Raw genomic sequence first — 14,462 nt, 5'->3', positions numbered from 1 at the left:
CCTCCCAATCCGGCCCCCGCCCCTACCGTCGCGACGTGGGCGGGTCCCACGCCCGGGCGGCCGCCCTGCGGACATGATCGGCGATCAGGCCGAACGCCTGATCCATGCTGGATGCCTTGCGCCATGCCAGCGCAACCGAACGATGCTCGTTCCAACCCGCCACGTTCAGGACCGCCAGCCCGGCCGATCCGCCGACGTCGGACGCCAGATAGAGGCCGGGAATGATCGAGAGCCCCAGACCGCTCGCGACCATCTGGTGCAGGCTTTCGAGGCTCGTGCCCTCATAGTCACGGCTCAGGACCAGGCCGAGATCGGCGGCGATGTTCGCGGCCTGCCGATGCAGATGGTGCCGCGTATCCAGCGACAGCAGCGTCTGTCCGCTTAGCCGCGCGCGTTCCACCGTGCCGGCGCCGGCAAACTCGCTGTCGACCGCGGAGACGAGATGAAGCGGTTCGCGGAACAGCGGCTCCACCACCAGATCGTCGCCCGCGATCGGAAGCGGACCAAGCACGACGTCCAGATCGCCGCGCGACAGCGCCAGCGCCTGCCGGTCCGGTATCCCCTCGCGGACATAGAGCCGCAGGCCGGGCGCGGCGCGGTGCAGATCCGCGATGATGGGGGAGAGCAGATAGGGACCCAGCGTCGGCGTCGTGCCCAGGCGCAGCGTGCCGGTCATGCCGCCTGCCGATCCCGCGGCAAGCGCCTGGATATCGCGCACCTGCCCTAGGACATGGCGCGCCCGCGTCACGATGCTGCGCCCGACGGGCGTTAGGACCGCCCCGGTCATTGTCCGATCCACCAGTTGGGCCCCCAAGCGCTCCTCCAGCGCCTTGATCTGCTGGCTGAGCGTCGGCTGGCTGACCCGGATCAGGCGCGCCGCCTGGACGAACGAGCCCGTATCGGCGAGCGTCACAAGATACTGAAGCTGTCGAAGCGAAGGCATGCCGTTTCCCGCCACTAGACCACCCGACTGAACCGTCCGGTCGACATATAGTCGGTTCCTATGGCTTGCATAGCTACGGCCTTCTTGTGCCGCAGGCGGCAGTCCGGGAGAAAGGAGGGACAGACTTGCGAGGGATTGAGGTTCACGTGGCAGCTACCGAACGCATCGGATTCCGGGCTGCCGCCGCCTGGCTTTCGGAGATTGTCGGCCCGGACAGCGCCTATGTCCGCCTGGGGATCGTCTACACTTTGGCGATCAGCCTGCTGTCGCTGGCAACCCCCATCTCCATCCAGCTGCTGATCAACAGCGTCGCCAATATCGCGCTGCCCGCGCCGTTGTGGACGCTGTCCGGCGTGCTGCTGGTCCTGCTGCTCCTCGTGGCCGGCCTGAGCGCCGCACGGGTCTACCTGATGGCGATGTTCGAGCGCCGGGTCTTCGCCCGCGTCGTGGCCGAGATAACGGTGCGCGCGGTCCACGCGCAGAACCCGTTTTTCGGCGACGCCAGCCGGGGCGACCTCTTCAACCGCTATTTCGACCTCGGCGTGGTGCAGAAGGCGGTCCCCGGCCTCGTCATCGGCGCCTTCACCATCGTCCTGCAAAGCGTCGTCGGGCTCGTCGTCACAAGCTTCTACCACCCGTTCTTTCTGGCCTTCAACGTCGTGCTCGTCGTCACCGTCCTGCTGGTCTGGCTGCTGTGGCAACGCGGCGCGATCACCGGATCGGTCGCGTTGAGCCATGCCAAGCATGACGCCGCGCGCTGGCTGGAAAGCGTCGGCAGTTCGAACGGTTTCTACAAGTCGAGCCGCCACTTCGGCTTCGCCATGGACCGGTCGGAGGCGATGACCGCGACCTATGTCGACGCGCATCGCCGCTTCTTCCGCTACAGCTTCGCCCAAACGCTCAGCTATCTCCTGATCTACGCGTTCGCCAGCGCCGCGCTGCTCGCGCTGGGCGGCAACCTGATCCTGCGCAACGAACTGTCGATCGGGCAACTGGTCGCGGCCGAACTGATCCTGTCCGGCGTATTCTACGGCATCTCGCAGCTCGGCTATTATCTCGACATCTTCTACGATCTGGTCGCCAGTGCCGAGGAATTGTCGCTGCTGTTCGCCATTCCACAGGAACAGCCGACCGAGGCCGGCCGCGGGGCGCCCGGCGACGGCGCCCTGCGGCTCATGGATGCCGAGATCGAGGGGACGCGTTTCGACTTCGCGGTGGCGGCGGGCGAGCAGCTGGTCGTCGCCGCCGAACCCGCGGCGGAGCGCAAGCTCGCGCTGCTGCTCAAGCGCTACGTCCACCCCGAACGCGGCCTCGTGCTGATCGGCGGCGCCGACCTCGAAGGGCTCGATATGTATCTGCTGCGGTCGCAGGTCCTGGTGCTCGACCGCCCGACGATCGCCGAGGTCACGATCCGCGAATATCTGTCCCTCGCCGGCAGCGAGATCAGCGCCGTCCAGGTGCAGGAAGCGCTGGCGGCCGTGGGGCTCCAGGAACGGGTCGCCCGCCTGCCCAAGGGGCTGGACACGCCGCTCGCATCGACCGGCTATCCGCTCAGCCTGGGTTCGATGATGGCGCTGAAACTTGCCAACGCGTTGCTCGTCGCGCCGCGGTTGCTGGTGCTCGGCCAATTATACGATCTGCTGCCCCCCGCACGGTTGGCGGCCGTCCTGCGGATGCTCAAGCCGCACGGTACCACCACGCTGCTCTTCACCGGGCGGCCGGAGGACATGGCACTCGACGGCTGGTTCCATCTGGGCCTGGCGCGTCAGCGTCGCTTCGCCTCGCTCGCCGAATTTCAGGACCATCTTGCCCGTGGGGAGGACCTGCATGCCCTACCGTCCTGACCATCTGTCGCACTTCAAGACACTCGCCCGACAGCGGCCGCCGCGCACGATGGTGGCGCTGGCGTGGATGGTCCTGGTCGGCATCGCGGTCTCCTTCGTCATCCTGTTCCTGGTTCCCTGGGTTCAGACCGCGCGGGGCGAAGGATCGGTCGCGGCCCTGAACCCCGACGACCGCGCCCAGCAAATCTCCGCGCTGGTCGGCGGACGCGTCGACCGCTGGTACGTGCATGACGGACAGCATGTGGCGGCCGGCGATCCCATCGTGCGCGTCGTCGATGTCGATCCTAACCTCCTCTCGCGCCTCGCCGCCGAACGCGCGCAGGTGGAGGCGGAGATCGCCGCGGTGCGCCAGTCCCAGGCGGTGGCCGGCATCGACGTCGGGCGTTCAGGACAACTGCTGGCGGAGGGCCTCGCCTCCCGCCGCGACTTTGAACAGGCGCAGATCAAGGTCGCCGACGGCGCGGCCAAGCTCGCCGAATCCCGCGCCAAGCTCAACCGCATCGACATCCAGCTCAATCGCCAGTCGGCGCAGGTCGTCCGAGCACCGCGCGACGGCCGGATCCAGAGCATCAACGCGGCGACCGGCGGCGCGCTCGTTTCGGCCGGAACGATCCTCGCGATCGTCGCGCCGGAACGCGTCGAACGGGCGGTGGAACTGTTCGTCGACGGCCGCGACGTCCCGCTGGTCCAGCCGGGCCGCCCGGTCCGGCTTGAATTCGAAGGCTGGCCGGCCATCCAGTTCAGCGGATGGCCGGTCATCGCCCACGGCCTGTTCGACGGGCGGGTCCGCACGCTGGACCCGACGGCCGGCCCGACCGGCCTGTTCCGGGTCCTGGTCGAACCGATGCCCGGCAAGGCGACCTGGCCCGACCTGCGCTTCGTGCGGCTGGGCGGCAAGGTTCAGGGCTGGATCCAGGGCGAGACCGTGTCCGTGGGCTACGAACTGTGGCGCCAGCTGAACGACTTCCCGCTCGACTTCGGTCAGGCCGGACGACTGGGTTCCACCGGCACCGCCGGTCAGGCCGAAGCCGAGAAGACCGCGCCAAAATCGGACAAGGCAAACTGAGTATGCGAGCGATCGTCCTGGCCTTGCTGTCCCTTTCCGCCGTCCCCGCATCGGCACAGGCGCCGGCCGTGCAGAAAGGGTCCGCCGCCCCGCTGACGCTGGCCGAGGTGCTGCGTTCCTCGGCCCGTGCGGCCCCGCAGATCATCGAACAGCTTGCCCGCATCCGCCAGGCCGAGGGCCGGGCGCTGTCCGCGACGGGCGCGTTCGATACGGTGTTCGATGTCGATGCGCGGTCCCGCGTCACGGGCTATTACGACGGCAGCGTCATCGACAGCCGCGTGACCCGCCCGTTCACCAACAATGGCGGCTATGCCTACGGCAATTACCGCCAGTCACGCGGCGACTTCCCGGTCTACGAGGATCAGAACTACACCAACCGCGCGGGCGAGCTGAAGATCGGTGCGCTCTATGCGCTGCTGCGCGACCGTCTGATCGACGAACGCCGCACGCGGCGCTCGCTAGCCTTTGCTGACATCGACGTCGCTCGGTTCGAGGCCGGCGCCGTTGCGATCGGCGTGCAGCGCCGCGCCATCGATGCGTACCAGAACTGGGTCGCGGCCGGGCTGCGGTTGCAGGCCTACCGAAACTTCCTGGAGTTGGCGGAGTCCCGCCGCGGTGCGATCGTGCGCCAGATCGAACTCGGCGCGCGGCCGCAGATCCTGCTGACCGAAAACGACCAGAACCTCGTCCGTCGGCGGTCACTGGTCGTGCGCGCCGAGGGCGATTTCGCGGCGGCGGCCAATGCCCTGTCGTTGCTGTATCGCGGTGAGGACGGACAGCCGATCATCGTCGGTGCGGAGCGACTACCGACGGATGCGAGCGCCCTGGCGGGGACGCCCATTTCCGTGAACCTGTCGGAATCGGTGGCACGCCGACCCGATCTGCAGACGGTGCTTGCCCGGATCGACCAGTCCGTCGTGCGCCTTGCCCAGGCCGAAAACGAGTTGAAACCGCGGCTCGATCTGCGCGGCGAGCTTGGCAAGGATGTCGGTCGCGAAGGGGTTGGCGGTCCGAGCCGCACCCCGCTCGAGGCGGTCGTCGGTTTCCGTTTCTCCGTCCCGTTGCAGAACCGGGCGGCCCGCGGCCGCGTTGCCGAGGCCCGCGCCGAGATCGAAGGCCTCAATGCCCGGGACCGCCTGCTGCGGGACCAGATCGTGGCGGAGATCGAGGGGATCAACATCAACGTCGGCGCGTCGGAACGGCTGGTCGAGATCGCCGAGCAGGAACGGGTGCTGGCCGATCGGCTGGCGGAGGCGGAGCGGCGGCGCTTCGCACTTGGGTCGAGCGACTTCTTCCTGGTCAACCAGCGTGAGGATACCGCGAACGATGCCCGGGTCCGCCTGATCGACGCTCAGGCACGGATCGCCGCCGCCCGCAGCGAACTCGCCGCGGCGACGGCGGATCGCACGGCGCTGGGGCTCGACCAGGTGCGCTAGCCCAAATGACGGCGGAACAGCCGCCGGTTTCGGCCATCTTCTCCTGCGAACACCCGGATCCGACCGCCGCGTCGATCGTGAGGGGCCGCAGGAAAGCGGCCCCCCTTGCAACCGCTGTTATCAGAAGCGGAAGCTCGCCGTGACGGCGGCAACATGCGAATTGAACCGGTCGCCGCTGCGCCGGAAATCGGTGCCGTCGGTGTTCACCAGAACGAACGGATTGTTCGCCGGCGAAGTACCGCGCGACGTGCGGACATTGTAGCTGCCGTCCTTCAGGCTGGTGAACAGATACTGCGCACCGATCGAGAAGTTCGGCGCGACGCGCTGTTCGATGCCGCCACCGACGCGGTAGCCCCACGCATCGTCATTGCCGTTGCCGGTAAAGACGTTCGCGACGTTCGTGCTGGCAAAGCTGTTGCGCACCTTGCCCCATGCGCCGCCGCCGGTGCCGTAGATCAGCGTATCGCCAAGCGCGAAACCCGCGCGGGCGCGGATGCTGGCATTGTCGCGCAAACGCCGCGTCATGGTGTAGGACGCCGGCGTGGTGCTGTACGTCGATACGCTGTCCGAAATCGTGGCGCGGCCATAATCGCCGACGACACCGACCACGATGCTGCCGAACTGCATGTCGTAACCGGCGTGAACCTTCCAATCGACGCCGTTCCGATCGCCGACGCAGCCACCGGCCGGCACGTTGGTCGCCGCGCTGCCGCCGCAGGTGCCCGGGCTGAACGCGTTGGCGCCCGCCGCCGTGTTCACGGTATCGCCGAACGTCCCGTCCAGGTTGTTGTCGAACAGGACGGCCTCGCCGCGATCCTTGGGCTGGAACCCGTAGCCGAGCTGGCCGCCGACATAAGGCCCGGTCCAGCTGTCGGTGACCTGCGCCATGGCCGGCGAACCGACGGCGAGCGCGAGACCGAATGCGGGCACGATACGAAACATCTTCATATGATAATCCTCCAAACACGAAGGCTGCTTGAAGCGGTTCGCACGCGCGCAGGTTGCGTGACATAGTGTGGCTGGACCGGTGGCTGGCCGGGCGACCGGTCAGGAGCTGGCCACGAACGCACCGACGAACGCCTCGTCGGTCCGATCCGCGCGCGGCCGATCACCCCGAACGCTCTCCCACAGCGCGACGTCTTCGGCGTAGAGCCGGCGGATCCGCGCGCGCTGCACATCGGACAGCATCGTCGCCGACGCTCTGCTGGCATTGAGCCGCGGGAACGGCGCGACCTTGCGATCGGCGAACAGCGCGTGGAGCCGGCCGAGATCGTCGATCGGCACGAGATGATCGACCGCCAGCCGCCCGGCGGCGTCCGTCAGGTACCAGCATTGCGCGCGGAAGATGTGATCGACAGCGAACGGGTCGCGGTGGCGTTCGAGGTGATCGAGCGCCGCGTCGATCGACCGGAACGCCTGGTATGCCGCCCGAAACGGTTCGGACACCCGGCGGTGCCGCGTGCCCCCGGTCGCCGCATAGCGGAACGCAGAGACAAACCGCGCGACCGGATCGCGGACGACCGCCACGCTGGTCGCCGACGCCACGAAATCGGGCGCCACATGCGCGTAATAACGCATCGTGTCGTGCGTGACCGCATGACCGTACAGCGCCATGCTGAGCGAGGTCCCCGCATTCTTCGGCACATGGATGAACAGCACGCCGCTCGATCGGATGCTGGCCAGTCGACGGCGGCGCTTGACGCTGAGCGGTATCGGAACGCCCGCTGCGATCAGTCGCTCCGGGATGTCGCCGGTCAGCTTCACGCCGAACATCCGGGCAAGATGGCGACGCCACCGGTAATTCTTGGCGGCGCTGAACTGTTCTGTCTGCATGACCGCGACATGCCGCACGATCTTTGCTGACGAATTTCCGAACATGTCCGGCATGTGACCGGCATCACGCTATGTATCCGCCGAGTGCCGTTCGCCCGGCTCCGGCAGCGCTGAAGGAGCAGCAGGAAACAAGATCCGTGACCTCGCTCACCACTTCGCCGACAAAGACGGACGCTGCTGGAATCAAGAAGATTGCGTGATCGCGCCCGGTGTCTAGGCTGCACCCACAAGCGGCGGCACAATTGCCAAGGGGGACGTATGACAGCTGAAGTTAAACGGGGGGTCGTCGAGCGCATGTTCGCGCGCAAATCGATCGCGCAGGTGCAACGCGAAACCGCGACCAGCGAGTTGAAGCGCACGCTCGGCAAATGGAACCTGCTGCTGCTCGGGGTCGGCTGCATCATCGGGGCGGGCATCTTCGTCCGGACCGGTTCCGCCGCGGCGCTCCACGCCGGCCCGGCGGTGCTCCTGTCGTTCGTCGTGGCCGGCATCGTCTGTGCATTTGCCGGTCTCTGCTATGCCGAGCTGTCCTCGACGCTGCCGGTCTCCGGTTCGGCCTACACCTATGGCTACACGACGCTTGGCGAGTTCGTGGCGTGGACGATGGGTGCCCTGCTGCTCCTGGAATACGGCCTGGCCGCGTCCGTCGTCGCCGTCGGCTGGGGCGGCTACGTCGTCAGCCTGCTCGCCGATTTCGGGCTGCGCATCCCGCCGCAATTCACCGGTCCCGCCGGCTACACGCTGATGCGCGACGGCGTCCCGGTGCTGGTCGATGGCCGAACGGTCACCACCATCTTCAACCTGCCCGCCTTCGTGATCTGCCTCGCGCTTGCCGGTTTGCTGATCCGCGGCGTGTCTGAATCGGCGAAGGTCAACAACATCATCGTCGCGATCAAGGTGACTGTCCTGATCGCCTTCATCGCGGTCGGCGGCGCGATCGTGCTGTCGAACTTCGGCGAACTCGTGGCGCGCAACTGGACGCCCTTCATCCCGGCCAACCAGGGTCCCGGCAAGTTCGGCGTCGACGGGATCATGCGCGCCGCATCGATCGTGTTCTTCGCCTATATCGGTTTCGAGGCGGTTTCGACGGCGGGTCAGGAGGCGAAGGACCCGAAGAAGGACATGCCGTTCGGCATCATCGGCTCGCTCGTCGTCTGCACGGTGATCTACATGCTCGTCGCGGCGATCATGACCTTGCTGGTCCCCTATCAGTCGCTGAACGTGCCCGATCCCGTCGCGGTCGTCGTCGACAGCTTCGGTCCGACCTGGGGCTGGCTTGCCAAGCTCATCAAGGTCGGCGCGATCATCGGCCTGACCTCGGTCGTCTTGGTGCTCATGTATGGCCAGACGCGCATCTTCTACACTATGGCGCGTGACGGATTGCTGCCGCGCGTGTTCGCCACCGTGCATCCGAAATTCAAGACGCCCTACATCAACACCATCCTGGTCGGCGTCATCACCGCGATCGCCGCCGGGTTCTTCGACATCAACGTTCTGGGTGACATGACGTCGGTCGGCACGCTGGCGGCGTTCGCGATCGTCTGCCTGTCGGTGATCTATCTCCGTCGTGCCGCGCCCGATCTGCCCCGCGGTTTCTCGGTGCCGCTCTATCCGATCGTGCCGATCCTCGGCATCCTGTCCTGCCTCTACCTCATCACGACGGTCCCGTGGAGCGTGCTGGTATTCTTCCTGTGGTATATGGCCGGCGGCGTGGTCCTCTACTTCGCCTACGGCATGCGCCATTCGAATCTGCAGCGCGGCGAGCCACAGGACGACGCTCCCGACATGGGCGAACAGGCTGGACCGGTCGGCAGGCAGCCCTGAACCCGGCAACGCAACGGTACCTGTCGCTGCCGCGTCCTTCATCCCCGAAACCGACCGTCGGGATCGGGGATGAAGGATTTCAGCTTTCCCGCGACAATGAATGGATGGCCACGCCGTTCGCGTCGAAGTTTCGGTCATCCAACCATGCGTCGAACCGCGCGCGCTGGATGGGCCACTCGGTTTCCAGGATCGAGAACCAGGCGGTATCGCGTCGGTGTCCCTTCACGATGCCGTCACCGCGCCACGTTCCTTCATGGGTGAAGCCAAACCGCCGCGCGGCCCGCATCGACGCGGCGTTCAGTGCGTTGCAGCGCCACACGACACGATGATAACCCAGCTCAAACGCGTGCTGCATCATCAGGAAAATCGCTTCCGTCGCGGCGCGGGTGCGTTGCAGGCGGGGCGAGAACCAGATGCTCCCGATCTCGATCGCCGCATCATGCGGCGCGATGTCACAGAACGACGCCCAACCTTCGGGCTTCCCGCTCGATGCCGGGATCACAGCGAAATAGGGTTGCTGCTCCAGACCGCTGATCTCCCCGAGATGCGCCGCCAGGTCTGCCTCGGTCGGGAACGGCCCATATTTGAGATAGGCCCACGACACATCCGCCGATCGCGCCGCATCCCACAGGCCGCCCGCATGGTGGCCGGACAACGGTTCGAGCGTCACCACCCTACCCCGATGCAACTCGAACGCCGGCAGCGGTCGCGTTGCTTCAGGGACGATCGGGCCAAGCGGAACAGTGGTCATCGACGTTCCATGATCGGGCAGCACCATCAAGGCAACTTCGACGCGACCTTGGCGCTAATATCGCGGATCAAACGACTGTCGGCGAGACTGGAGCCTGCAACGCATCTCCGCGGAGGAATAGGGGGACAGATCAGACGCGTTTGACCGCCTCGTAATAGTTATTACCGCCCTCATCGATATGGCAGCGCGCCAGCCGCAAACCGACGCTTATCAGATGTGCCTCATACGCGTCCGCTCCCAGCGAAACCGATGTGCGACCGGTCAGCGTATCGCGCCATTCGCATCGTTCTCGAGGTGCGCTGAACAGGAACCGCCCGCCCGGCTCCAGCACATTTGCCACGTTCCCGAGCAGCATCCGCTGATCATGCGCATCGAGCAGGAAGACGAGACCGATCGCCACGGCACCGGCAAAGCTCCGGCCGAAGAAGTCGCCGGTCTGAACCGGTTCGCAGGCAGCAGGCATGTCGGGAAGATTGCGTCGGTAGGCCGCGATGAGCGACGGCGACGCATCGATCCCCCACACCGTGAAACCAGCGCTCGCCAGCGTCCGGGCGATCGGCACGCCCGATCCGCAGCCAATGTCCAGGATCGCGGCCGATGGCGGCAGCGTGTTCCTTGCCCATGATCCGACCAAGGCCGCGCCCGTCTCCGATCGGATCGCCACGAACGCGTCGGCGACGGCCTCCCAGCCGGCGGAATGGTCGCTCGTCACCTCTACCTCCCCCCTCGATCACCCTGTCATGAACCGCCCGACTTCAGGCGCGGCAACTCCGCGCCCGTTCGAAGGTTTTGCATTGGTCCCAATGACCGAGCAGGTGCTAGACCCCCACAGCCCCTCCTCCGACTTTACTCTGGCAGAGCTCATTCATGAACAAAGTTTCCGTCGTCACCCTCGGCAGGGGGCGTCCCGACCATCTCGTCAACCTCGTCTACGGCCTGATGCGCCAGACGCTGCCGCCGGCGGAGCTGATCATCGCGGTCATGCAGGACGAACTCTACGTGCTGCCGGACGCGCCGTTCCCCGTCCGCCAGATCCAGATCGTCGCCGACACCCTGCCGCTGGCGGCGGCACGCAACGCGGCCGCGCGCGCGGCGACGGGCGACATCATCGTCTTCCTCGACATGGATTGCATTCCCACCCCGACGCTGATCGCCGACTATGCCGGCTTCCTCGACACGTTCGAAGGGCTGCTGATGGGCGAGGTCCTGTACCTGCCGGGTGACACCGCCGTCGGCGAGCTGTCCTACGAACGGTTCGCAGAGGTTGCCGTCAAGCATTCCGACCGTCGCGGCCCGCCGGCGCAGGGCATCGAAATCTGCAACGACTATCGCTGCTTCTGGTCGCTGAACTTCGCGATGCGGCGCGCGACGTTCCTCGGCCTAGGCGGCTTTGACGAGCGCTATGTCGGCTACGGCGGCGAGGACACGGATTTCGGCAAGGCGCTTGCCGAGGCCGGGATCCCGATCGCCTGGATCAAGGGTGGCCTCGCCTATCACCAATATCATCCGCACCACATGCCGCCGGTCCATCATCTCGACAGCGTGGTGCGCAATGCCGAACTGTTCGAAACCAAATGGGGCTACCGGACCATGGACCATTGGCTCCATGCGTTCCGCCTGATGGGGCTGATCGATCTGGCGCCGGGTCGACCGATCCGCATCCTGCGCCGGCCGGACGCCGCCGACCTGGCGCTGACCGGCCAGCAGAGCCACCAGCCCTATGCCAATACGGCGGTCGTCATTCGCCTGCTTGAGGCGCGTCTGGCGGCAACCCGGGAAGTCGCAGCGGCCGAGTGAGGATCGCGGTCCTCTGTCACGTCCGCCAGCCGATCGCCCAGCCCTTCGCCGGTGGAATGGAGTCGCAATGCTGGCATCTGGCCGCCGGGCTCCAGGCGCGCGGCCACGACGTCCTGCTGTTCGCCTCGGGGGATAGCGACCCGCGGTTCGCGATTGATGCCGTCGTGCCCGAACATTATGAGCGGACCTTTCCTGGCGCCGAACATCGCGGCTTCGCACCGCTGATCGCCTATCTGGACACCGCCTACGTCACCGCATGCGACCGGATCGCCGCCGGTGGCTTCGACGTCGTCCACAACAACAGCCTGCACCGCTTCCCGCTCGCCCCAGAGCGGACGGCGGCGGTTCCGACGGTGACCTCGTTGCACGTCCCGCCCTACGACGCGCTGCGCTGGTTCGTGCAGTCCAGCGTCGTGCCCGGCCACCGGCTGACCGTGACGTCCCAGGCGCAACTCTCCGCATGGTGGCCGAACCGCGCGCCGGCCGAAGCGTCGATCCTGTACAACGGCATCGACGCCGACGCCTGGCCGTTCGTGGCGCAGGGCGACGGTAGCGCGGTCTGGTGCGGACGTATGACGCTGGACAAGGGCCCCCACCTCGCCGCGCAGGCCGCACGGTTGGCGGGGGTCCCGCTCACGCTGTTCGGGCCGATCGAAGATCAGGATTACTGGGCGACCACGGTCGAACCGCTGCTGGGCGGCGACATCCGGTACGGCGGCCATCTGGACGCCACCGGCCTCGCCGCGGCGATCGGTCGCACGTCGGTGTTCGTCTTCACGCCGTGCTGGGACGAACCGTTCGGCCTCGTCGCGGTCGAGGCGATGGCGTGCGGCGTGCCGGTGGCGGCATTCGACCGGGGCGCCGTGCGCGAGATCGTCGGCGAAACCGGGCAATTCGCACCACCCGGAGACGTGCCCGCCCTCGCCCAAGCCATCGTCGCCGCGCGCCGCACCCCCCGCGCCCCACAGCGCGCCCGCGTCGAGGCGCTCTTCACGCGCGACCGCTGGCTCGACCGGTGCGAGCGCCTGTACCACGACGTCATCGCCGCCCGGTCGGTCGAGGTCGCATGACGTCGGTGGACCCCACAGCAGCGCAGCAGGCCGCACTCGGCGCGCTCTATCGCACGCATGTCGCGCCCGGTTCGCGTTACGCGTTGGTCGATTTCCCGGACCATGCCAATGTCGGCGACAGCGCGATCTGGCTCGGCGAACTCACGATGCTGCGGCAGGTGACCGGACACGACCCCTGCTACGTGTCCACCTGGCACGATTTCGACGTTGGCGCCTTTCGTCGCGCCTGTCCCGACGGCACGCTGTTCCTGCACGGCGGCGGCAACCTCGGCGACATCTGGATCCATCACCAGCAGTTCCGCGAACAGATCCTGTCCACGATCCGCGATCGTCCGATCGTACAACTGCCCCAATCGATCCACTTCCGCGATCCCGCGCGGGCCGACCGCTTCGCCGCGCTGGCCGGTGCCCATCCCGATTTCGTCCTCTACGCCCGCGACCGGCGCAGCCTCGACTTCGCGCGACAGCATCTCGCCTGCCCGTCGCACCTCGCCCCGGACTCAGCCTATGCGCTGGGCCGGCAAGCGCGGGAGGCAGCGACCTGCGACCTGCTGATGCTCATGCGCACCGACGATGAGCGGCGGGGATATGCCGTGCCGCCGACGACCGACGCGACCGTCGTCGACTGGCTCGAAGACGGTCCGGGCCTCCCGCCCGGTGTCGATCCCGCTGCTCGCGAAGCGCAGGCCACCGCACGGGTCGATCGCGGCCTCCGGCTTCTCGCGCAGGGCCGCGTCGTCGTGACGGACCGGCTCCACGGCCACATTCTCGCCGATCTGCTCGGCATCCCGCACGTCGCGCTCGACAATGATTACGGCAAGGTCGCCGCTTATCTGGACGCGTGGCCGGCATCATCCGCGCTGGTGAGGACCGCCACGACCATGGAACAGGCGCTGGATCTCGCCGGTCGGTTCGGCCGCGTCGCGTGACGGACGGCACCGTCGACGTCAGCCTGCTGATCTGTACGCGCAACCGCGCAACGTCGATCGCCGCGACGCTCGCCTCCGTTACCCGCGCCGCCGCCCACGTCGCCGGCGAGATCGCCATCGAGGTGATCCTCGTCGACAATGGTTCGACCGACGATACGCTGCCGCGGCTGAGGCAGTGGCAAGCGGCCCAGCCCTTCCCGGTCCGCATCGTCGACGAACCGCGTCCGGGCCTCGCCCGCGCCCGCAACACGGGTCTGGCCGCGCACCGGGGCCGCATCGTCGCCATGACGGACGACGACTGCACCGTTCACCCGAACTATTTCGCCGCGCTCGTCGCCGCGTTCGCCCGCGAGGCTGGCCCCGCGATCATCGGCGGCCGCATCCTGCTTGGCAATCCGGCCGATCTGCCGGTGACGATCAAGCTCGAGGATCACCCGATGGTGGCGCCCTCCGGCGGCTTTCCGGGCGGGTTCATCATGGGCGCGAACCTGGCGTTCGATGCCCGGGTCCTCACGTCGGTCGGGCGGTTCGACGAACGGTTCGGCGCCGGCGCACCCTTCATCGCCGCCGAGGATACGGACTATCTGTTCAGGGCAAGCCGGCTAGGGATCGTCCTGCTCTACGATCCCGCGATCGTCGTCGATCATCATCACGGTCGCCGCCGCGTCGCGGACGAGAACAGCCTGCTCGCGGGTTACAGTTTCGGCGACGGCGCGCTCTACGCCAAGTATGTCTTCCGGGACCTGCAGGCCGTTCGCGCGATCCTTGCCGACATCTGCGCCGTTCGCTTCGACATAACCCGCCCGATCACGACACATGCCGGCATCAAATGGTTCTACTGGTTCCGCCTTCGCCACAAGGCACGCGGGTTCGTGAACTACTGGATCAGGAACTCCACCGGCATGTGCCGTGATCGCGATGCCACCGCCTGATCGAAACGCGTTGAACGCAGGACCGGGCCGGTCGCTG

The 14,462-nt window shown here is 67.1% G+C and carries 13 protein-coding genes; 8 read left to right on the top strand and 5 right to left on the bottom strand.

Features of this window, described 5'->3' with window-relative positions; all coding sequences use genetic code 11:
- Positions 1-22 precede the first annotated feature (22 nt).
- Positions 23-943: a hydrogen peroxide-inducible genes activator gene (locus tag ACFSGX_RS06155; protein ID WP_380928365.1), complete on the bottom strand. Its 921-nt coding sequence runs from the start codon at positions 941-943 to the stop codon at positions 23-25.
- A 146-nt stretch (positions 944-1,089) separates the two neighbouring features.
- Between ACFSGX_RS06155 and ACFSGX_RS06150 the strand changes: the two genes are divergently transcribed.
- Genes ACFSGX_RS06150 through ACFSGX_RS06140 form a run of 3 tightly spaced genes read left to right on the top strand, consistent with a single transcriptional unit; the run spans position 1,090 to position 5,289 of the window.
- Complete coding sequence (locus ACFSGX_RS06150) at positions 1,090-2,787, top strand: ABC transporter transmembrane domain-containing protein (protein WP_380928363.1); 1,698 nt, start codon at positions 1,090-1,092, stop codon at positions 2,785-2,787.
- Positions 2,771-3,853, top strand: a complete 1,083-nt coding sequence (locus tag ACFSGX_RS06145) for an efflux RND transporter periplasmic adaptor subunit (RefSeq protein ID WP_380928361.1) — start codon at positions 2,771-2,773, stop codon at positions 3,851-3,853. Before ACFSGX_RS06150 ends, ACFSGX_RS06145 begins: the two co-directional genes overlap by 17 nt.
- Before the next feature lie 2 nt (positions 3,854-3,855).
- Positions 3,856-5,289 (top strand): TolC family protein, encoded by a 1,434-nt coding sequence (locus ACFSGX_RS06140; RefSeq protein WP_380928359.1) that lies wholly within the window; start codon positions 3,856-3,858, stop codon positions 5,287-5,289.
- 120 nt (positions 5,290-5,409) lie between these two features.
- Here the strand turns inward: ACFSGX_RS06140 and ACFSGX_RS06135 are convergent, their stop codons facing one another.
- Both ACFSGX_RS06135 and ACFSGX_RS06130 read right to left on the bottom strand, forming a co-directional pair.
- Positions 5,410-6,237: an outer membrane protein gene (locus ACFSGX_RS06135; protein WP_380928358.1), complete on the bottom strand. Its 828-nt coding sequence runs from the start codon at positions 6,235-6,237 to the stop codon at positions 5,410-5,412.
- 99 nt (positions 6,238-6,336) lie between these two features.
- Positions 6,337-7,176 carry a sulfotransferase family protein gene (locus ACFSGX_RS06130; protein WP_380928356.1) on the bottom strand — a complete coding sequence of 280 codons (840 nt, stop codon included), beginning with the start codon at positions 7,174-7,176 and terminating at the stop codon, positions 6,337-6,339.
- A gap of 240 nt (positions 7,177-7,416) precedes the next feature.
- Here ACFSGX_RS06130 and ACFSGX_RS06125 point away from each other — a divergent pair, with 240 nt between their 5' ends.
- Positions 7,417-8,946 carry an amino acid permease gene (locus ACFSGX_RS06125; protein ID WP_380928355.1) on the top strand — a complete coding sequence of 510 codons (1,530 nt, stop codon included), beginning with the start codon at positions 7,417-7,419 and terminating at the stop codon, positions 8,944-8,946.
- Between the two features lie 79 nt (positions 8,947-9,025).
- Here the strand turns inward: ACFSGX_RS06125 and ACFSGX_RS06120 are convergent, their stop codons facing one another.
- Together ACFSGX_RS06120 and ACFSGX_RS06115 are read right to left on the bottom strand one after the other, a co-directional pair.
- Positions 9,026-9,724 (bottom strand): GNAT family N-acetyltransferase, encoded by a 699-nt coding sequence (locus ACFSGX_RS06120; RefSeq protein WP_380928354.1) that lies wholly within the window; start codon positions 9,722-9,724, stop codon positions 9,026-9,028.
- A gap of 103 nt (positions 9,725-9,827) precedes the next feature.
- Positions 9,828-10,409 (bottom strand): class I SAM-dependent methyltransferase, encoded by a 582-nt coding sequence (locus ACFSGX_RS06115; RefSeq protein ID WP_380928352.1) that lies wholly within the window; start codon positions 10,407-10,409, stop codon positions 9,828-9,830.
- 155 nt (positions 10,410-10,564) lie between these two features.
- Here ACFSGX_RS06115 and ACFSGX_RS06110 point away from each other — a divergent pair, with 155 nt between their 5' ends.
- From ACFSGX_RS06110 to ACFSGX_RS06095, 4 genes are read left to right on the top strand one after another with little or no spacing between them, the layout of a single operon-like run.
- Entirely contained in the window at positions 10,565-11,494 is a 930-nt protein-coding gene (locus ACFSGX_RS06110; protein ID WP_380928350.1) for a galactosyltransferase-related protein, read from the top strand.
- Complete coding sequence (locus ACFSGX_RS06105) at positions 11,491-12,564, top strand: glycosyltransferase (protein ID WP_380928349.1); 1,074 nt, start codon at positions 11,491-11,493, stop codon at positions 12,562-12,564. The genes ACFSGX_RS06110 and ACFSGX_RS06105 overlap by 4 nt, the downstream gene beginning before the upstream one ends.
- On the top strand, positions 12,561-13,493 hold the full coding sequence (locus ACFSGX_RS06100; RefSeq protein WP_380928347.1) for a polysaccharide pyruvyl transferase family protein: 933 nt from the start codon (positions 12,561-12,563) through the stop codon (positions 13,491-13,493). The genes ACFSGX_RS06105 and ACFSGX_RS06100 overlap by 4 nt, the downstream gene beginning before the upstream one ends.
- Positions 13,490-14,425: a glycosyltransferase family 2 protein gene (locus ACFSGX_RS06095; RefSeq protein WP_380928346.1), complete on the top strand. Its 936-nt coding sequence runs from the start codon at positions 13,490-13,492 to the stop codon at positions 14,423-14,425. The genes ACFSGX_RS06100 and ACFSGX_RS06095 overlap by 4 nt, the downstream gene beginning before the upstream one ends.
- Positions 14,426-14,462: the final 37 nt, after the last annotated feature.

The sequence above is a fragment of the Sphingomonas arantia genome (assembly GCF_042682045.1).
Lineage (GTDB): Bacteria > Pseudomonadota > Alphaproteobacteria > Sphingomonadales > Sphingomonadaceae > Sphingomonas_R > Sphingomonas_R arantia.
The sequence above is the reverse complement of the archived record's forward strand: the minus strand, read 5'-3'. Positions and strand labels throughout refer to the sequence as shown.

Coding starts and splice junctions, on each gene's coding strand:
- ACFSGX_RS06155 (WP_380928365.1), bottom strand. CDS start 943: ATGCCTTCGCTTCGACAGCTTCAGTATCTTGTGACGCTCGCCGATACG.
- ACFSGX_RS06145 (WP_380928361.1), top strand. CDS start 2,771: ATGCCCTACCGTCCTGACCATCTGTCGCACTTCAAGACACTCGCCCGA.
- ACFSGX_RS06140 (WP_380928359.1), top strand. CDS start 3,856: ATGCGAGCGATCGTCCTGGCCTTGCTGTCCCTTTCCGCCGTCCCCGCA.
- ACFSGX_RS06135 (WP_380928358.1), bottom strand. CDS start 6,237: ATGAAGATGTTTCGTATCGTGCCCGCATTCGGTCTCGCGCTCGCCGTC.
- ACFSGX_RS06130 (WP_380928356.1), bottom strand. CDS start 7,176: ATGCCGGACATGTTCGGAAATTCGTCAGCAAAGATCGTGCGGCATGTC.
- ACFSGX_RS06125 (WP_380928355.1), top strand. CDS start 7,417: ATGTTCGCGCGCAAATCGATCGCGCAGGTGCAACGCGAAACCGCGACC.
- ACFSGX_RS06120 (WP_380928354.1), bottom strand. CDS start 9,724: ATGGTGCTGCCCGATCATGGAACGTCGATGACCACTGTTCCGCTTGGC.
- ACFSGX_RS06110 (WP_380928350.1), top strand. CDS start 10,565: ATGAACAAAGTTTCCGTCGTCACCCTCGGCAGGGGGCGTCCCGACCAT.
- ACFSGX_RS06100 (WP_380928347.1), top strand. CDS start 12,561: ATGACGTCGGTGGACCCCACAGCAGCGCAGCAGGCCGCACTCGGCGCG.